General features: G+C 54.9%; 14 protein-coding genes. 6 read left to right on the top strand and 8 right to left on the bottom strand.

Annotated features, from left to right (window positions below; translation table 11 throughout):
• Positions 1–14: 14 nt before the first annotated feature.
• Both C5Y83_RS07340 and C5Y83_RS07345 read right to left on the bottom strand, forming a co-directional pair.
• Complete coding sequence (locus C5Y83_RS07340) at positions 15–797, bottom strand: hypothetical protein (protein WP_105328999.1); 783 nt, start codon at positions 795–797, stop codon at positions 15–17.
• Positions 794–2,086 (bottom strand): hypothetical protein, encoded by a 1,293-nt coding sequence (locus C5Y83_RS07345; RefSeq protein WP_105329000.1) that lies wholly within the window; start codon positions 2,084–2,086, stop codon positions 794–796. Before C5Y83_RS07345 ends, C5Y83_RS07340 begins: the two co-directional genes overlap by 4 nt.
• Positions 2,087–2,563: 477 nt before the next feature.
• Between C5Y83_RS07345 and C5Y83_RS07355 the strand changes: the two genes are divergently transcribed.
• Both C5Y83_RS07355 and C5Y83_RS07360 read left to right on the top strand, forming a co-directional pair.
• A complete protein-coding gene (locus C5Y83_RS07355) occupies positions 2,564–3,274 on the top strand; it encodes a manganese catalase family protein (protein WP_105329002.1) in 711 nt (236 codons plus the stop codon).
• A 128-nt stretch (positions 3,275–3,402) separates the two neighbouring features.
• Positions 3,403–3,936: a DUF421 domain-containing protein gene (locus C5Y83_RS07360; RefSeq protein ID WP_105329003.1), complete on the top strand. Its 534-nt coding sequence runs from the start codon at positions 3,403–3,405 to the stop codon at positions 3,934–3,936.
• A gap of 49 nt (positions 3,937–3,985) precedes the next feature.
• Here C5Y83_RS07360 and C5Y83_RS07365 read toward each other — a convergent pair whose 3' ends face one another.
• The 3 genes from C5Y83_RS07365 to C5Y83_RS07375 are packed head-to-tail and all read right to left on the bottom strand — an operon-like array spanning position 3,986 to position 7,017.
• Positions 3,986–5,641 carry a hypothetical protein gene (locus C5Y83_RS07365; RefSeq protein WP_105329004.1) on the bottom strand — a complete coding sequence of 552 codons (1,656 nt, stop codon included), beginning with the start codon at positions 5,639–5,641 and terminating at the stop codon, positions 3,986–3,988.
• A gap of 27 nt (positions 5,642–5,668) precedes the next feature.
• Positions 5,669–6,592 carry an ABC transporter ATP-binding protein gene (locus C5Y83_RS07370; RefSeq protein WP_105329005.1) on the bottom strand — a complete coding sequence of 308 codons (924 nt, stop codon included), beginning with the start codon at positions 6,590–6,592 and terminating at the stop codon, positions 5,669–5,671.
• Positions 6,589–7,017, bottom strand: a complete 429-nt coding sequence (locus tag C5Y83_RS07375; protein WP_158262272.1) for a GntR family transcriptional regulator — start codon at positions 7,015–7,017, stop codon at positions 6,589–6,591. The genes C5Y83_RS07370 and C5Y83_RS07375 overlap by 4 nt, the downstream gene beginning before the upstream one ends.
• Before the next feature lie 229 nt (positions 7,018–7,246).
• Here C5Y83_RS07375 and C5Y83_RS07380 point away from each other — a divergent pair, with 229 nt between their 5' ends.
• The 4 genes from C5Y83_RS07380 (at position 7,247) to C5Y83_RS07395 (ending at position 13,700) form a co-directional block, all read left to right on the top strand.
• Positions 7,247–7,975: a hypothetical protein gene (locus tag C5Y83_RS07380; protein WP_105329007.1), complete on the top strand. Its 729-nt coding sequence runs from the start codon at positions 7,247–7,249 to the stop codon at positions 7,973–7,975.
• Between the two features lie 659 nt (positions 7,976–8,634).
• The gene (locus C5Y83_RS29100) at positions 8,635–9,300 is read left to right on the top strand and encodes a hypothetical protein (RefSeq protein ID WP_146117688.1); all 666 of its coding nucleotides are present in this window, start codon (positions 8,635–8,637) and stop codon (positions 9,298–9,300) included.
• 115 nt (positions 9,301–9,415) lie between these two features.
• Positions 9,416–9,937: a hypothetical protein gene (locus C5Y83_RS07390; RefSeq protein ID WP_105329009.1), complete on the top strand. Its 522-nt coding sequence runs from the start codon at positions 9,416–9,418 to the stop codon at positions 9,935–9,937.
• A 199-nt stretch (positions 9,938–10,136) separates the two neighbouring features.
• Entirely contained in the window at positions 10,137–13,700 is a 3,564-nt protein-coding gene (locus C5Y83_RS07395; RefSeq protein WP_146117689.1) for a hypothetical protein, read from the top strand.
• Between the two features lie 176 nt (positions 13,701–13,876).
• Here C5Y83_RS07395 and C5Y83_RS07400 read toward each other — a convergent pair whose 3' ends face one another.
• From C5Y83_RS07400 to C5Y83_RS07410, 3 genes are read right to left on the bottom strand one after another with little or no spacing between them, the layout of a single operon-like run.
• Complete coding sequence (locus tag C5Y83_RS07400; RefSeq protein WP_105329011.1) at positions 13,877–15,640, bottom strand: hypothetical protein; 1,764 nt, start codon at positions 15,638–15,640, stop codon at positions 13,877–13,879.
• Between the two features lie 2 nt (positions 15,641–15,642).
• Positions 15,643–16,671: a hypothetical protein gene (locus C5Y83_RS07405; RefSeq protein WP_105329012.1), complete on the bottom strand. Its 1,029-nt coding sequence runs from the start codon at positions 16,669–16,671 to the stop codon at positions 15,643–15,645.
• On the bottom strand, positions 16,661–19,564 hold the full coding sequence (locus tag C5Y83_RS07410) for a hypothetical protein (RefSeq protein ID WP_105329013.1): 2,904 nt from the start codon (positions 19,562–19,564) through the stop codon (positions 16,661–16,663). The genes C5Y83_RS07405 and C5Y83_RS07410 overlap by 11 nt, the downstream gene beginning before the upstream one ends.
• Positions 19,565–19,817: the final 253 nt, after the last annotated feature.

The raw sequence follows: 19,817 nt of genomic DNA on the forward strand, positions 1-19,817 counted from the left end.
TCGAGGCCGTGACGCTACGGCGCGTCATCCTCACCAGACGGCTTCTTAACGAACTGATGCTCGGCAACCTTCTGCTTAGGCACACCGATCGATCGCAGAAACTTTCTCTCGCGGGCGTAGTCGTCTTCGCCTTCCCAATAGCGATAGAAATAGTAGGTAGCAGACTCTCGTCGAAAGATTACCTCACGCCGATCCGCGCTGACCTTTAAGGTGTACAATTCACCAATGCCTTCATCGGGGTAACCTTGGTCGACGTCCTCGAAGATGTAGAACTTCGTCGGCTCCTTTAAAGGGAGATATTCAGGGTAGATGAATGAGTCATCCGGCCGGGGAAACTGCGTTCGGTCGATCGCAACAAAATTCTTGGCCGCAATGATTTTGTCCAGGTCGTCTGGAGAGATCTTGAAGCGGAATGAGAGATTGGGCGCATGCTTCTCTTCAAGCGATATGAACTCGAGATCTTCCACCGACTCCGGGATGGGCGAGGCAAGGTTGTCGCGAAAACGGTCATAGACAGCCACGTAATGCAAATGCCATGCATTTTGCCCTTCAACAAGCGAGAACAGCGCTGCCGGAAACATCGCGATGGCAATGACAACGAAAGCTCGCCACCAGGTCTTCTCTATCAGAACGAAGCCAGCAATCAAGGCAAATAGGTGAAATAGAAGCATCCCACCGAATATCATCAGCATCGCCTCGCCTGTCCCCATTCCGTAAAATGGATTCCACGCCCGAATAACGAAAATCGATGCGAAGAAGGTAACAATCAAGATCGGGAAGTGCCACAGATACTTCATGGTCGCGACGAACTCTCCTGGGATTCCTGCTTAGGTTTCAAACCGTGTCGCCATCTTCGCCACACCAGCAGCAGCGCTGGCAGAAGCACTAACAACGAGACCGCATGGATTGGTAAACGCCACCAAGCGCACATTTCGTAAGGTTGATCAGGGTGATGCTGGGTCTGGGCAAACCACGGCCGGGCCACGTGGGCGTAAGTGACCATGATATCACCAATCGGAAGTAGGCCTGCGGCGTATTGCTTCTTTCCGTCGGATGTCCAGGGCAAGCCAACCACTTCTCCCGTTTGAGCGATGGCGTCGGCCAACGCGTGGTCGCCGTAAACTTGCGCGACCCCCATCAGGAAGACGGTCGCGGAAAGGCTTCGTCCGAATACGAGCGGCCCGCTGTCGACGTCACCAGTTCCTGACATTCCACGAGGAAACTCCAGCACGCACGGTGCGCCCAAGAAGGTCGTCACATAATCTCGGCGGAATGACTCGTACTCAAGCTGCGCAATCCGGGGGGCAATGTCGGGAAGGAGCCGCAACACGATCACCTGCGAGGTAGCGCGAGCAACACTCCCTGCCCTTCCCTCCGGCAGACTGGCGGTATGCGGAAACAAGAGACCGGTCTGGCGATCGCGTCGCTCTTCCACTTCGACCAACCATTGTTTCACAAAGGTACGATAACGCGATTCCTTCAACAGATGATCGTACGTGCACAGCGCGTGAATGGCCGGAACCGTATCGCACGGCCAGGCGGCCCCGTGGTACGAAGGAAGGAATGGCGTCTCTGATGTTTGCAGAGCAGTCACGATTTCGTCGCACTCGTCCCGCCACAAAGCCAACTGCTTTTCGTCGCTTGCTTGTTGTAACGTCACGATGCCGCCCCGCAGGTGGCACTTCCAGGCCGCGTAGAACATTCCGTGGTCGGGCGGCAGGTCTGGTGGAAACGGTGCGTGGCCCTCTGGTGATTCCATGTGCTGCAAACACCATGACGCTTCTTCGATCGCCTCTTCGGTATGACTTGCGTCGCGCATTGCCAACTCTACCCAGGCGAGCCCGTGAAAGAGGTAGCTGAAATAATAGCCCTCTGGAAAAAGAGCTTGCATTCGCGTGGCAGCCCCAGATTCGAGCGCCGCTCGATTGGCCGCAAGTTGGGAGGTTAGCTGAGGCGGAGCCTTGCTCAGGCTGGCGGCCAGTGGCGAAGGAGCATACAACCGCGCGTTGCCGTAAATCACCCCGATCACAATCAGCAGCCAGACACCCAGCAGAATTCGGACGATCGAGATTCGAAGGTATTGCATAGGTGTCGGGAAAGGATGGAGGCGGTGCCAGGCAAACTTGTTGTGATGGACGGATTGTCACCTGTTTGGCGGGAGGCGTCCAGCATAAACAATCGCCGTTTCTGTTCGAGTGCTGGCTAGCAGTCAATCAACATGGTGCTCGATCGATCATTCCTGAAAAGGGCAAACTGCGAAGCGAATGCCTAGCGAAAACAATCGATTCTCGCTGGTTATGCCGCTTTCCGTCGTGATTAATCCGCACTGAAATCAGTCCAACACGTTTCTTCTCATGAACTGGCGCACCTTTTGCAAACTCGATATCGCAACTAGGTGCTTCGGCTCCCAGACAACATCGACTTGCAGCGGTAATGCGTCGACTTCGGTCTGATTGGCCTGACCTATTTCTCATACAAGATGTTTTCGCGTGCGTGATTCGCCCCCGAACCCCGGGCGAATCGCGCGGCGACGTCACCCCGAACAACGTGAAAGGACACACTCATGTATCACCATGTAAAGAAATTGATGTATACCGTTCAGGTCGATGATCCTGATCCGCGATTCGGCAGCATGTTGCTCGAACAATTCGGTGGAGCGAACGGCGAACTGGCCGCTGCTCTTCAATACTCCGTGCAAGGGCTCAACTGCGAAGAAGCCGCCGTCAAAGATATGTTGATGGACATCGGTACCGAGGAACTGAGCCATCTAGAAGTAATCGGTGCCCTAGCCCGTGCCCATCTGAAGCCACTGAAGGAAAAGGGTGAAGCGGCGGAACAAGATCCGCTCATTGCCGTGGTAGGTGGTGGCGGGATCTCGCTCAACAACTCGCAAGGCAATCCGTGGACGGCCGACTACTTGAAAGTCTCTGGCCAGTTGGAGGTCGACTTGCGATCGAACATGGCCGCCGAAGCCAGGGCGAAGATCACCTACGAACGTTTGATCAACTTTACGGATGATCCTGGCTCGAAAGACGCGCTCAAGTTTCTGATGACGCGAGAGATTACTCATCTCAAGGCATTTGGTGCGGCGCTCGAAAGCTTGGAGAAAGGTCCGCTCGAAATTGGGAACATGCCCATTGATGAGAAGTGGGTGAACAAGTATTTCAACGATTCAACCGGATCAGGCGAACTAGGCGATGACTACGAGGGACCGTGGAACACTGGGGGCGACTGGGAGGTCGTAGATAACCCTGCCTTCAACGGCAGCAAATAGTTCGCTGCTTCCGAAGACGGTCCCAGGCCTCCACAGCCTCGGGACCGTTTTTTTTATTCTTGCCCGATTCGCGTGAATTCTAGGGCCACAGGAATCTCTTCTTAGGATGAAACAGTCAGGACCGAGCGATGGATGGGACGGCTGAGCAATTATTAACAATCGTCGCGGCCACCGTCGTGGTTTACGGGGCGATTCTATACTACACGCGTCTCACGGGGCTGCGGAGCTTCTCGAAGATGTCCGCCTCCGACTTCGCCATGACCGTGGCCGTTGGGTCGCTCTTTGCGTCCACCGCTGTTTCGCCTGAACAGCAATTCGGACCCGGCCTTGTGGCGTTAGCGACGTTGTTTGCGAGCCAATTCGCAATCGCTTGGGCACGGCGTAAATCATCCTGGTTTAGCCGCATCGTCGATAACGAACCTCTCCTATTGATGCGTAACGGACGAGTCTTGGATGAGAATCTCAACCAAGCCCAGGTCACCCGGGCCGACCTCATTGCCAAGTTGCGTGAGGCGAACGTATGGGATCTGAATCAAGTTGCGGCAGTTGTCTTTGAAACGACCGGCGACATCTCTGTCCTTCACGGAAATCATTCGAGTGACGTGAGCCCACAGCTACTGGAAGATGTGTCTCCAGGTGAACTCGGACGAAGCCAGGCGTAGTGCCGTCGATTGCGGTCCGCGCTCGCGCCAGTAAATGCGCGTAACGTCGCTAGGCCGTCAAAAATCGTGTCCACCGCTGCTCTGGTTCCAACGGCCGCGCCGCGCGATACGCCAACACAGAAAACAACACGATCGAAGCCACCATCGTTCCATACACCACCGAGTACTTATAAAGCAGCGGGTTGTCCAGGACAAAGAAGCTGTCGTTGGATTGTCGTTCTGCGAACAACAAATCATTGTAAACTTGCAATGGCTCCATCCAGTTCGTCTGAGGGAACGACGTGACGACGATCATCAGCACCATGTAGGTGAAGATCGCGAGAAAGCCGCCGATCACTGGCTTTCGCACCACGCATGTCCCAAGCACGGCCAGCGTATACATCCAAGCGTGCAGCAAGGGAAAACAGGCGACGAACGACCAACTCATCCCTTGCGTCATGCCGCCCCGTGGTCCGTTCCATGAAACCGCGATTGAAACGGCATCTAAGCAAATCTCCACCATCAGCAGACCGACGAAGAACTTCGTCCAAAACCACATCGCCGGTGAAATCGGGCGAGACCGCCAAAACGAACCCAACCTTTCTCCCAAGTCCGCCGAATAGAGTCCTGCTGCCACGACCGTTGACCACAGCATGCCCACAAAGAACACGGTGTGGGGTAGCTGGGCTTGAAAGGATTGAGCGAACGAGCTACCCGGTGACTCGATATCCCCTTCCATAACGATTGTCGCGACCGTCACTAGGATTGCCAGCAGCGCACCATAGAAGGCAAGCGGAAACGCTTGACGAAGTTCAAGCCAGATTTGCGCCATCGCGGGACCCGCTGGTCGAAACGGAACATACGACCAAACCGACGGCAATCGCCAACGCCAACTACCGCCAGTCTTTTCGGAAGCAGGACGTGGCAATCGGCCGTACTGCGTCGTGAAAATCGCACCCAGGATAAGTAGCAACAAGCTGGCCAGTCCCATCGCGGCCCAACGATAGGTGGCCAACTCGTGATCGGTATACGAACCGGTCTCGGTGCCATATCCCCACTGCACGACCAATGATTGCGGAATGAAGGAGCCGTAAACCAGTTGAAACATTTCATTCCGAGGTTGCGACATCCATCCGAAACCTGCGAGAATCATCGTTCCCAGTCCGAACACGGCGCCGAGGAAGCCAACTTGCGCTTGATTACCTAACCAGCAACCAACCAGGCTCAGCACAATCAACAGTTCAACGCCACCCAAGATGGCAATCGTCGTGACGCTCCACAGTTGTTCCAAGGAAACGATCAGCGAGCCCGTAGCACGGTCGGGCAGTTGGGTTGTGTAAGCAGCGTCGCGGGGCAACACTTGTTCAATGAGCCCGGTGGCAAGAGCAAGCGTGACGAGAATGGCACCCAAGACGATCGGCAAAGCCAAGGTTGCCGCGGCGGCCGTCATACGAACGCCAGCCACTCGACGCATGGAAACGGGCAACGCGGAGGTAAAGGGAAGCGTGCCACTGGTTCGCTCTTCCTGGGCGGTTCGCATCGCCAGAAACACGGCGGCACACGTTGCATACAGCATCGCCGTGCCGCTAAAACTACCGATCGCGGCACGAAACTGGTAAGCACACTCGTAACCAACGCAGTACGCCGTCCCTAGCAACATCCACGCGCTGAACAAAAGCAAATAGCCCCGATTCTCCCGCCACTGCTTCCAGATCAAACTTCTCATGGCAATCCTCCTCCTGACGCGATTTGGTTAAACGGAAACAGGTTCGGCAGGCGTAGAAGCATCGGGCCTGCCTTCGGTGCGGCCGATGACATAGGCCTCGAAGATCTCGTCCAAGCCCAAGTCGACGACGTCATACTCGATTTGCCGAGCGTCAAGCTGACCTAGGTAGGTTGACGCGTCCGCAACCACGAAGACCGCTCGATCTTCATGTCGCCGTAGATCAAGCAGTTGCTCAGGTCGAGAAATTTCCGCCAAGGCATCCCAGGGAAGGACAATCCTTTTGATATCGTCCCTTAGCCGATCCGTTCCAGCGGAGCGGACAATCTGGCCACGATCGAGAATCGCAATGCCATCGGCTACCGCTTCCACTTCGTCCAGTAGGTGCGAACTGTACAGCACCGTCGAGCCCTCGGCCTGAAGATGCTCGACCAGATGCCGATTGAATTCCTTGCGAGCGACCGGATCGAGCCCCATTGCCGGGTCGTCCAGGATGACAATCGACGGGCGATGGGCTAGCGCCGCGACCAGCCCCAGTTTCACCGTTTGTCCCTTCGAGAGCTTGCCAATACGTGCATGCCGGGGCAACTCGAATCGGTTGAGCAATTGATCCGCCCAGGCCGCGTCCCAGGTAGGGTAGAAGGAAGCGAGAAACCGGCAAAGTTCGATCGGTGTCATCCAGGGGTACATCGTTTGATCTTCCCCCAGGTAGCCGACCTTGCCACGAACCTCAAGCGGCCGCTGGGCTGGATCGAGTCCGCCGATGCGGGCCGTTCCGGAAGTTGCTCCGATCAGGCCCAGCAGAATACGAATGGTCGTTGTTTTCCCGGCGCCGTTACGACCAAGCAAGGCAAACGTTTGCCCCGGGGCGATCGTTAGCGAAACGTCGCTGAGAACCTCATTCGATCCAAAAGTCTTAGCCAGTTTATCGAGAATGATCGCAGGCTCACTCATGACCGTTTCCCTTCATCCTTAACTGGAGAAATATGCGATTTGACTTCTGCCACGGCTGCGGAAAGCTCACGCCGCAGATCACTGGCATTCAGCCCCAACAACAGCCCTCGACGGACCATCGATTGGAACTCCCGCGAGAACTGCTCGCGCTGCTGCTTCAGTTCGGCTGCTTGCTGATGGTTGGTCGACTGCGGCAAGACAAACGTCCCTTCGCCATGTCGCATCTCCACCAACCCTTCCGCGGCTAACTTTTCGTAAACGCGGACGACCGTGTTCACATTCACGACCAACTCAGCCGCAAGCTGCCGCACCGAAGGCAAACACTGCCCCGGCGGCAACAGTCCGGCCAAGCACTGAGCCCGAACCTGCTCAGCAATCTGCCGCGAAATAGGCGTCGCCGCACCTCGTTCAATCCGAATGTACATACCCATTCCTCACTTCACGCCCTCAGGAGTACACAGTTGTAGTACAGTGAACAGGTTAAGGTCAAGCGAAATGTTTGAAGAAAGTTTAAGAACGGATCGGACCAGAAGAATCTAGCTGGCAGATGCCAATTCGTTGCCTCCCAATTTGAATCGTGATAGCTTAAGCCGTCTCCTACTCGATAGGGATGAACGTGACGCGGAGAGAAACTGTTTTTGACAACCCGATGCCATGACGCCAGACGAGCTTACCTACCATTTTGAACGGATGCGTAATTTCCGACGCGAGATCCAACTCGCCATGTATCGAATGGGAATGTCCGCGGCTTATCACATTCAATACGCACAATATATGATCGACGATGAAGAGCTGATTCGTCGGCGCACCTCGGTGAAGGACGTTGCGCATTTTCAGAAGTGCCTTCCCGATTTGATCCAACGTATGGAACAGGTCAACGATCAGGCGAACGCATCGTGGGAGCATGCTCCGCAAAACAGAGAGGCGATGCGGGAACATTATGTTCAGTTGGTCGAGCTTTACGACGCCGTTCAACTTTTGCCGCTTGCCTACGAACGCTTGAGTCGACAGTCGGAGAAGCCACTTCTGGACGACGCCCGAGCATTACAAGAGTTTCCCCGCAACGCAGCCGAGCGGATTCGTCTGGAACGAATATTGCGATTGACGATCGAAGACTATTTGGACATCGAGTCCCAGATTGATTCGCTAAATCGACAGATCGACGCAGAAAGAGAGGCGGTGGTCGAGGGGCACCGCGAATTGATTCATGCCTACGTACACGAATTGGGCCGTCACGATGAAGTCTCCCTGGCAGCAGCCCGATACGCGGCCCGCGTGGCCACAAGAATGTTCGACGAACGGCGCGGCTTCCGTTTCATGCCATACGCCGAGGTCTGGATCGATCGCGAGTTAAAACGGATTGGTGATCCAGAGGAAAGGTAGATCACGTAGAATAGCGGTTACGGCTGCAAATGACATCCTTCCGATCCGAGAGAGATTGCCGTAAACACCACTCGTGATCAGAAAAGCCCTGTCGGCAAGTTATCGCCCTCTGTGCACGCAGACAAAGGCATGCTTTCGGACTGTCATCCCCATAGAATAGCCTTGCCAACTCGCCGTTGTTAGAAGAAGCGGGCCGCCTCGGTCGAAGCATGGCAAGACTTGCGTTACGCTAACCGAATAGATCATCAAGTATCGTAAAAGACTAAGGCCAAATGAATCTAATCCCGAGCAGGTCGATTGAATTGGCGCATCGTGCCTACTATATGAAACATGCCGGGAAGCGCTTTGCGGTCGCAGCGCAAGATGGCCATGTGAGTTTGTTTGATCAGCAATTCCGATTCGAATCTATCCGCGCGGTGAAGCAACACCTGCGCGGGATCTCTATTCATCCGTCAAGTGATTTGCTCGCGTTCACAGACAACGATTGCCTGTCGATCTGCGACTTAAGCGGAAACATCATTTTCCGAGATGCTTCACCTGGTTTAAGTGACGATTCTCCTTCATGGTTGAACGGCGGGTTTGATGATTGCCAGTTTCACCCACAAGACGGTTCCCTTTGGAGTGTTGCGGCACGTTCGACGGAAAAGTTGGAAATACAGGTGCGTGATCCAATTCTTTGGACGATTAAACATAAAGTAGAGTTGGAGGATCCCTATCGTGGGAGTTCCTGTTCCTTTCATACCGTCCCCAATTCCAAGACATTGGCACTTTGGATTGCGGGCGGGCAAGACGGACAAGAAATCTATTGGCTTACCTGCGATCGGAAATTGCACGCTAAACGAGACGCGCTATTAGAGGACACGACACCACCAGACTTTTCACCTAATGGAGCTGAGTTTCTGATTCTGGAGAACTATCAAGCAATTTGCCGAATTAGCTATCCGAACACACGAGAACTCAGTCGATTGGAGTGGCCGTTCGCTGACGATGACTGCTTCGGCTGCTCGTTCGCTTACATCGACGATCAGTACGCCATGGTCGGCACCAATGCTGGTCGGTCGTTCTTGCTAGATGTGCCCTCGATGTCCTTGATCGATGAAGTTGCGATTGCCAATCACGAACCAAGACCAGTGGAACAGTTGTATCCAAGTTTGGTTGGAGATAAGTCACTCTGCACTGATATCCACGGTTTTATGCGATTTGGCGACATGATCGTCGCCAGCTTCCGGCGTGACGGCGGCGATGAATTAGAAGACTGGAAGGATACCTTGTTGTTGTTTGATTGCCAAAGCATTCGCGCATCGATCTCTTCCCAAATTCCGTGAGCAAGTGAGATACGTGCGTTCCGAGTTGGCAGCTGTGAAATTCGCTCCTAATGACTCCGAGGAAAGTGGTCTCATCTTAGTGCAAGATAGACAGTGTAAGGTGTAAACATTCAACGTGATTCCCGACTACTCCATCGAACTGTGCTTTCGGAACGATCAGCGTGAGCGTGTGCGGGCGCATTTTGCGCAGTGGTGTGATCCCGATCATCGACATCTGGTTGAGGAAGCCAAATTCGATAATCGTTCTTGGGATGCTGAAATCTGCCTCCTGGCTCCCAGCGATGCTTCTGCGGAACAGTTGCACGGCTTGCGCAAACTTGCCGACGGTTCGACCCTTTGCGGAATCATCGATTTCACTTACGCTCCGCAAGCACAATACATCCGCGCTGCCGACTGTTTTTCGATTGAAATCTGGCCCCGGACGAAACGCCTGCAGTTCATTTTCTTTTCATCCATGAAGTTCCGCACTGCGCTGGTCGACATCCTTAAGGAATGTCACGGCATGTATGGCTTGATTGTTTATGAGTCGTCATTTCCTATCATCTTTTGGACGAGTGACCAGGGGCGGATCAACGACGATCGTCCCGAGAGAACGTCTGATCGACTCTTGGTTCCTGCTGAACTGTATATGGAATAGCGAGGTTGATCGTCATGGTATTGGGCCTACTTAAAAACGGGGCGAATAATACTTACTACAATTAACTTTATTGGTTGGTAGCTTCTAAATAGAATCGAAACTCGTCGATCTCATCGACGACATCTCCCCATCGATTCTGGCAAGTGGATGGTTTCCGTCGCCCTTTCCGTTTGCCCTAGCCCCAGCTTGGTGACTTCTTGTGAAACCTCTCCAAACTCTTTCTACATGGTTTGCCAGTAAGCGAACTTCGCGCCGCAAATGGGCCTCGGCTTTGCCGAGCGTTGCTTGTCATGCCGAAGTGTTGGAAGACCGCCGCCTGCTTTCGGTCACGCAATTGGTGGCGGACATCAACCAGCAGGCCCCGGCAATTTCGTACGGGCACGGGATCGTCCTCGATGGAGTCCTTTACTTTGCTGGCCGCTCGCGTGAAGCCGAACCGACTTCGCGGAATAGCTTTTGGAGCTACGATCCGCAAGCCAATTCGGGAAATGGCCAATTGAGCTACCTTGGCGGCGACGAGATTGGCTTGGAGAATCCAGGTAAATTCGTCATCGTCGATGGGAAGATCTTCTTCGCCGCAGGCTCAGGTTCGTTGTGGCAATACGACCCAACCGCTGCCGACGGAGCCGGGGAATTGACCAAGTTGACGGATATCCTGGTCGACCGCGCCAGCGATGCCGTCGCGGTTGGCGGATCGCTCTACTTTCGCACGAGCGATTTCGAGGGCAACTTCGGGCTGGTTCGTTACCAAGTTGCCGAACAAAAGACGACTGTGGTCTGGACCATGTCCAATTCGATCCACCCGTCTGACAAACTGGTCGTTGCCGATGATAAGGTCTATTTCTACCTGGTAGCCCCAGCCGAGGAGTTTCAGCTTTGGCAGTTCGACCCGGCGGCAGGCGAAGCAGGCACGCTCTCGATGGTGGTCAATAATCTGAAACATTACACCTCGGAGCCCAATCTGGCTGCGGTTGGGGGCAAAGTTTACTTTTCGGCCGACGACGGCATTCACGGCATGGAACTCTGGTCGTACGATCCCGAAGGTAACGACGGAACTGGAATTACTTCGCTGGTAAGTGATGTTTACGTTGGTGCCGGAGATGCCTATCCATCGGACTTCGTCGTTCTCGATGGCAAGTTGTATTTGAGGATGCGCAACGGTCAAACCAGCCCAATGCTGTGGAGTGTCGATCCATCGTTAGATAACGCAATGGGAGGCATCGAACTGGTCAGCGATGAACTGCTGTGGGACACGGCCGTCCAATTTCACGCCAGTGGAGACAGCCTTTACTTTCTCGCCAGGGCTGATTTTAGGAACTGGGCAATGTGGCGGTATACGCCAACGCCCGAGGGTTCGTCCCTGCCTGCGAAATTGGAAATGGTAGGGCCCAAGGTTGCCATGTCCGACGTTGATCTGAATGCGTCGCTACCGCAACACGCCGTCGCACTCGGGGACGCGATTGCGCTGCGGATAGATGATCGCTTGTGGATCTATCGGCCGGAGTCTAACGGAGGGGACGGAAGTATCGTCCCAGTGCCTGATATCTCGGGAGCGACGAAAAGTTCCAGCCCGCGTTCTTACATCGCGCTTGGCGACGAGATTTACTTCGTCGCCAACGATGGAATCCATGGGGCAGAGCTTTGGCGATATCGCCCAAACGCTACGCTTGAAGAGCGCGGACCGGAGTTGGTAAGCGATCTCTTCGTAGGAGCTAGTTCGTCGAGCCCAACCAACCTGACTGTCTTCGGTAACCGGCTAATCTTCCGCGCCACTACTGCCGACGGATTACAGCTATTTCAATTCGACAAGACGACTGGCGTTGTCACAATTTTGGCCAATCTCTCAGATTCCATTTCCGACCGCTGGATCATCGACGAAGGAAAACTCTATTTCTCGCGGATCGTCCAGGACCATGTCGAGTTGGTCTTTGTCGACTTGATGGCGCCGTCGGGGTCAGGCAGCATCGAGTTCGCAGGCGTCTTGCCCGCCGACGTACAGCAGCATCCGGCTTACTTTGCCGCTGCCGGAGGCAAGCTGTATTTCGATGGGATCGATTCCACAGGACTGGCCGGACTGTATCAGTACAATCCCTTGGCTAACGGCGGCCTGGGATTAATCGCGCGGGTTACTGCTTACGCTGGCGGGCAAGTCTTGCCGACTTCGCTCGTGAGTTTGGCCGGGCGTGTCTACTTCCGCGGTTACGACACCGAACATGGCTGGGAAATCTGGGGGTACGATCCCGAGGCCAACGATGGCGAAGGGAGCGCGCGGCGGATTACCGATACACCTTCTTCCGAAACGTTCGACCCAACACCGGATCAAATGACCGTGGTTGGCGACGTGCTGTACTACAAAGTCGCGGCCCACGGACCCAACGCCAGCTTCCAATTGTGGCGATACGATCCGCATGCCAACGCTGGGTCAGGCAATCTCTCCCAGGTCGTAGAACTCGACGGATACTGGCGTGGTATCCTCGATTTACTACCCAACGATAACCCGCTGGCGTTCGACGAAGGGATGATTTACTTTTCGGTATTAAGCCCGGCTGGTCAATACGAGGTCTGGCAGTACAACACCGGCACCACAGGCCAACCCGAATTAGCGCCGGTTGTTGCCACGAAAAATGGTCTCGATCTACAACAGCTGTTGCCATTCGGTGGCAAACTCTACTTCAACTCCTCCGCGGCCCCGTTCGGAACGGAGATGCAGGTCGCGAACGATCTTTCTTCATCCACCTGGGTACAGTTCGCATTCGCTTCCGAACCCTCGATCGCCGCAGGCACCGTGCGAGCGGAATCACATCCCACAATTCCTGTCCTGCATGAGTGGGACGATGCGACCGGACAAGTGTGGATGACCCTGGGCGATGACAGGCCAAGTGGTCCCTTCAATCTATCGATTAGGCTGCGCGTTGATAATCCCGCATTCGCTGATTTGCAGGTTCAATCCCATTTAGGCGAGAGCGTTCACATCAATTTAGAAACGGTCGATGGCGTTCGTTTCTATAAACTCTCGTTGGCCAATCTCGACCTGTCTAACTACGAACCCGGCGATCAGGTACTGCTGGCAGACGTGCGGTTTCTGCTTAATGACGAGACAGCCTCCTGGATTAGCATGCAGGGAGAAGACGCCTACCCGCAACCGACCGCCAACCACGGTGTCAGTGTGATTTCAGCAGAGAATCGCTCATCTGACGAGGCGATCCTCTACGATCGGCATGTGCCAGGCCAGTTCGAGCCGATGGTGTACGATGCCAACGACGACGGGCAGGTCGGTCTGGCCGACTTCGCCCAATTTGTCAGTAATTTTGGTAGGACCGTCAATGCGACTGACCCCAATACGTATCGCTTCGATTACAACCGTGACGGCAAGATCGGCTTAGCAGATTTCGCGCTTTTCGTATCGAAGTTTGGTCAACGTAAACCGACGTCGGTAGCCAGTTCCTTCAGCAGCGGACTGATCGAGGGAGAACCAATCACCACCAGTTCAGTCGGACCGACCGATGCAAACCCCTTCACGCATTGGCACGTCCTGAGCGACATGATGGCGACCGATCTGACGCTATCCACGAATTCCGTAGTAAACACCGACGCCGAAGAGACGGTCGAGCCGACCGCAATCGAAACCGCAATGCTCTTCTACAGAATCCAACCCCCATGGGACCCGAAATTGATCGACGCCATCCTGCAAGAAGATGAGCAAATTGAAGTTGCTGCCGATCGTATTCGAGTCAGTCATTCGCTTTCAGATCGACGTTTGTGAACTGCCCCATAGCAACGTCCGGTTTCTTCTAGACGCAATGCTGATAGCGAGGAAGATTGCCATCGCTCAGCGCCGAAATAAAGACGGGGCGAAAGATACTCAGTGTGATATTTGAAAAGGTTTCGACTAGACGTTTGTGAGCCATTCGATCGAGTCATTTGTTGCACGATGGGTTTTCACCAGGTAAGGATCTGAATATGACTAAGCGGCACCCCGGTTGTTTCGCTGACTCGGTGGGCGACCTCGGTTATTCGCTCGGCGGAAAGGTTTTGACCGCGGGTGTCCAGAACGATCGATTGTTGTTTGATGTTTGCATCGGTATCGATCTTTCGCGCCTTGATTTGTTGATAGAGAGAGGACTTCTTCGATTTCGATAGCAATCGATTTAATCCTTTGTCCGTTCGCAAATCGTAGTTCTTCACTTCGATGTAGGCAGTTGTGGTTCGAACATCGGGCACGGTGCTGTCCTTTACTCGGTTTTCACGTCGATGGCCACCCTTATAAGCAACTTCAGCTTGGCCTCCGACGCCACCATAGAAATAGCTCACTTCGACTTCCGACTGCTCTCCGCGGACGAAGCCAGCGCCGGGGCGACGCCCTTCGCGGATGTTTTCGACATAGCGGCGAAATCGTAACGCGCGGCGGTGCCCCTTGGGCGTATTAGGCTGTTCGGCGGCTTTTTTCAGCCAGAAGTCGATCAACTCGTCGCGGTGCTCATTCAAGCTGAAGATCACTGGCTCGCCTTGAGGCTGCCTGCCTGATGGAGGTTTGCTACCTCCACCTTGGCCACTTCCTCCTCCTCCACCACCACTCGCCGGTGGTTTTCCGTTCGATCCCCCACCACTCATTGCCGAGCCTGAAGTAGGGGCGAGACTAGCGGACGTTGTCGACGCAGGAGGCGATGAACGCTGCGTCATGCCCGTTGGCGCAGTTGGGGCGGAAGTCGTTGGGGCCGTTCTTACGGCGGCCGATTGGCCTGATAGATCTCCCGCGGTCGACTTTCCCCCTTTTACGCGCCCTAACGCACCCGCCCCGGCTTGCATGCCGGCGGTTGCCAGATCACCCTGCCGCAAGCTTTCGACGACACGCGTGGTGGTGATCGCATCGTCGATCAGGCTCAGCACTTTGCCTTGGGGAAGGACGGTCAGCACGCGCTCAGCATCCTCGCGAGCGCCCTCCCAGGTTCCTTTGGCCAGCCCTTCGCCAACGTTGCGGACATCGAGAAAGCCTAACGGAATGCCCGCGGCCACGTTCATTGCTAGCACCGAAGCATCAAGGACCGAAGCTCCGAGCGCCGCAAGAAGAACATGTTCCCCCCCGGAACCAACATAATCTTCCAAGTCTCGCTTGAGACTGGTTGCCCCTTCCGTGCGCGACTTCAGTCCTTCTTGCAAGCCGCGTTCGATCCGCCTCGCGACGCCATCCTCCGTCGGCTGAGGTTTCTCTTGGTGCGGCTTGTTGTGGGTGGCTTTGTCTTGGGGAATTGGAGGTGGTGGCGTGGGATCAGGGGTTGGCTCGGGCGTCTCGGTCGCAGGGTGTTCACGTTCGGGGGCGGTCGACTTGGTGGGACTTCCCGTCCCTGTCTGTTCTGGAATGGGAACCTTGACGACTCGAGTTCCCTGCGGGACATAGACGAACTCGGCATCATTGTAAGCGTTGATTCCGTTAAGAAGTCGCCAATGAACGCGTGCCGCTTCCTCGTAAGAGTCCGATAGGAACGCGCCGCGTCCCACCACACAGGACTGATCGGTGTCGTCGACGCTAAGCATCACGACCTTTGTGTAGAATTGATCGCCGAAGGGAACAGTTTGGACGATGAGCTTCCGATTGGCCTCGCCCGGTCCGATGTCGGAATTGAACTTGGCGGTCGAGAAGACCGATTCCGAAATATCGTCATGCATCCGCAGGACGCCGGTCGAAACATCCCCATCCGGTGGCACGATCAAGCCTCCCGGGCGTCACGAAGGATCAACCGTTCGTTTACCACCAACCGGGCTTGAACGCGTTGGAAACGTGGGTCATGCACCGTCACCTCGAAGAACTCGTAATCGTCGGAGCTTGCGTCATCCGCGGAAGGTCTTCCTACCAGAACGGCCGATGTGTCAAGCATGAGCATCAGTTGTTGAAAGCCGCCTGCTAAGGGCAGCATCTGATAAAACGAAGCGGCCTGAATCATCTCGGCCAGCGAGTGGTAGCAAAGATGGTTCTCGACGTTCTGCACCAACCGAATGCCCCGCAGCAGCGGCGTTCCGATCGAAGCTTTCGCTGCGGGCGTATCGATTTGATGTGTCTCAGAAAATGCCGCTTCCGCGCGGACCTCCGCCGCGAAAACCAGCTGAAACGCCCGCACACCGGTGGCATCTTGCGAGGCGATCGGCACGCTACGGGCGTCGTCAGCGTCGGTGTGGTTCGCCAGCATCAAGGTGGCATCTGGTGGACGATCGGTTTGCGCGTTGTGCCAGATGTTGAGCTTGATGTTGTACTCGAATTGTGCCGCATCGATCAGACGGGAGGATGCCAATTCCCATGAAGCGGCTGCAAACGAAAGATCAAGCGGCGCCTGATAAATGGCCGACGTCCAGACACAACGGTCGCTGCCGCGTGACACGATGGTCGGAACCCCGTTTACGTTGGTATCGAAACAGTTCTGAAATTTGCCGCGTCGAAAGTCCTCGCTTCCGGCTAAGGAATGGGTACGAGTTTCAAACGGATTGGCAAACAGGGAAGGAAACATCTCTTTTTGCACCCGGATTTCGATGAGCGGCGTTGGCTGATCATCGGCCATCGTCAGCAGCGGCGCAAGATCGGTCCTTTCAAGCAACAATTCGATTCCGGCGATGTCCCAGATTTGATCCGGTAGTAGACGAGGTGTCCGATTGGCTAAACCAATGTCCGCCGCTAGATTCGGTTGCCCGTTCTGATTCAACAGGTACGAGGAGGAACTCCCCAGCGTTACATGATCAGAAATCATCAGATATTTCCGTCTCCTGCACTTCGAACCAGAAATCAACGCGAATATCGGGCCCGATTCCATTACCAAATCGCACCCGCAGAGATTCGTCGTGTGCCCCGTTTCCTCGCTCGGCCAAGGCGGGGAACGACACGTCGAGTGGGATCTGCCCCAACACGATGTCGACCGCTTCGCCGTTCCACATGATTTCGGCGCCCCGCATTCGCTGCTGATCGGTTCCAGGAACCTCGCGCCTCTCGACAACTCGCTTGTTTTCGCCAGCTGCGGAGACCGAGCGAGCTTGCGTGTGATCGTCGGAGTGCCGAACGGTTTCCGATCGCATGAAACAGGTTTTCGAGGACGACTTCGAGATGGCACCTTGGCTGCCGAATGAATGCTGATACGTCAGCGCCGGTGTCAGTAAGCTTGAACTCGACGAAAGGAATAGCACGCTTCCCCCGACATTAAACCCGTTCCCTGCATTAAAGGCGGCTAGGGCAGGAAGGCTGGCCGGAAGAAAGCCGGGGAACATGGGTGAGAGGGTCTGGTAAGCCGCTATCAAATTGGTGATCGCTCCCCAGGCAGCCAACGGATCGGGCTGCACGATCCCGCGGATCTGCGAATAGAGTTCTTCGATCCCTAGCAATAACCCTTTGACCGAGTCTTGGGCGATGGGAACAGGCGAGAACGGGGACATCGCGACGGACTTCATGCCGGTGACAACCGGCACTTCCGCGACGCCACGCCAATAATTGAACTCATAGGAGAGTGGGTTCTCAGGCGATCCGGTGGCAGGATCACGGACCGGACCAGGAATGAGTAGGGACGAATCGGCATCGGCCAAAAACCAATTGCCGACCGTGCCAATCGTATCGGTGAATAGGCCGTGTCCTAGATTCAAATAGTTGGCTGCCGCCTCCCACGGGGTGGTCAAATCCTCAGTCGGAACGATACCAGGCGTCTTTACTTGGGTGCCTGGCTTCAGGAACGTTTGTGGGTAAAGGTGATCGGTATGAGCGCGTGCTTCTTGCGTGGTGTAACTATCGCCAATCTGTTTGCCATCAGGCTTATGAACACCATCGCCGCTTTCAACCTGTGTCCAGCCATGGCTGGTCAAGTCGGATTGTCGAACGTCGAAGTTATCGCCCGTTTCTTCAGGAAAGCGACCGGCATAGGGGTTTGTCGGATCGGAGGAGTAAACATTACTCTTTTCAAATTCGACCGCTCTTCGACGCGAGTTACCCAAGATCCTGGCATGCCCTGATTGCATAAGATCAGCCAGGCTGCGAACCGAGAGTAGCTTGCGAACAGGACCATTGCCGGTGGCATGCTCGACCGAGAAGTTGAAGTCGCTATCCCCCAGTTTCGAATAGTCTTCCGCGAGATTCTCGCCGATCAAACGAAAATGAAGCGTGCTCGCTCTGAGGCGTCGGCCTGACATCGGGTGCAAACTGACATGCGCGGATTGAATCCATTCGGCCAGCATCACCACAAACTGCCCCGCTTCTTCTCCCAAGTTAGTTAGTTCAATCTCGAAAGTCTTTAGATTCGAAGGGCGGCTGAACGAAATCGCACTCACACCAGGCGGACTATTCGCGGCGAGGTGATCCTGCAACCCTTTCCAAGAAACGTCTTGGTTGTTTGTCACGACACGATCAGCCAACAAATATTTATACTTGCGCAGCTCCTTGTTTCGGCAACGAAGCGAAGAGACCCCGCTCGGAAAATCGAGTTCGAAGATTCGCAGCCCTACCTTTTGAACGGGAGTTACCTCACCGATCGGCAGCTGCACGGCTTTGGCCCAGGCTTCGAGGTTCGGATTGTCTTTGGAAGGGATCGGCAGCCATAGCTCGATCCCGGAAAGTGTTCGCAGGAACTCGTCAGACTGTTGACAAACCAAGGAAATGCTTTGGTGAGTCGGAACTGGCATACTGACAAACGACTCGCCCACGTCGGGTAGATCGGTCGGCTTGGCGCGATACCGACTTGCTGGCCGGAACGGTGCTGCCCCTGAAAAGGTTTGGTAAGTATCGTTCACCCCACCGAATCGCCTCCATTGACCGCGAACCGGTTCTGCTTGCAACCCATCTGGCTCGCGTGGCGTATCGGTCACCACGGCGATCGTTCCTCCTGGGACATGATGCTGGTAATGCGTTTGCTCTTGCCAGGCGAAAACATATAGATACGGGATGACCATTCCGCGCGATTCGCGGACTTCGAGGGAGCCATCGGTGCGATGGATGATGTGGCGAACCAAGCGCGGAATGTCGGAGACTTTGAGCGATAGCTGCTTCGCTTTGGTTGGCTCGATGTGCATGAAATGAAATCCGCTGGCGTGGTTCATCTCTTGCTGCGTGTAATGCAAATCGGAATCAATGAAGTTTCGTTCGCTGCGATCACCTTCCGCATGAGCGGCGACAGATAGACGGAACTCTCGTGGCAGGCCATAGTTAGCCGAGGACTGACCGAATTGATCGATCGAATACTCAAGTTCGGGATAGCCACAATACGCGATGCCTCCCACCAGCGGCGCGTCTGCGGTTAGATTAATTGCGAAGGTCGCGCTCATCCGATCTGTGGGAGCGTCATCGTCTAGTAGATCTTGCGAACGGGCAAATATGCCGTAAAACGGAGCGTCATTGGGGAATGGCGATGCCAAAGAATGATTCGCGATCAGAGGCAGCTGCTGCGGATCAGGCAACCAGGTCGCGCGACCATCGGATGTTTCGAACGTCACTTGTGGTCGATAAGTCAGCAACTGATCTGCCTGACTCGCCGCATGAAAGTCGTTCTGCGGTTGGAGGTGTACCTCCAAGTTGGCAAGCTCCGCCGAGACAGAAAGAGAATCCAGCTCCAGCGAGAACGACAAGGCTTCTCCCACTACGGAACGCAATGGCGTAAACAACTTCGACAACGACTCGCTCCCCCGATCGAGTTTTTGCGGAGGCCCGACCTAAAATGTGCTCGGGCGAGTTCAGTATGCCGAAGGCTTGGAAGGTATTAAAGGAAAAAACGGGCAGAAATAACTCATTTGCGCGTTTCGGTTAACTATTGATGTCTGAGCCCGTAATCCAACATGGTAATGGACCGATTTGCCACGAATCCGGGGCTTCCGTTGGTCGCCCCTATTAGATTGCTGGCGCAGACTTCAATAAGAACATTTATCA

This window comes from Blastopirellula marina (genome assembly GCF_002967765.1).
GTDB classification, from domain to species: domain Bacteria; phylum Planctomycetota; class Planctomycetia; order Pirellulales; family Pirellulaceae; genus Bremerella; species Bremerella marina_A.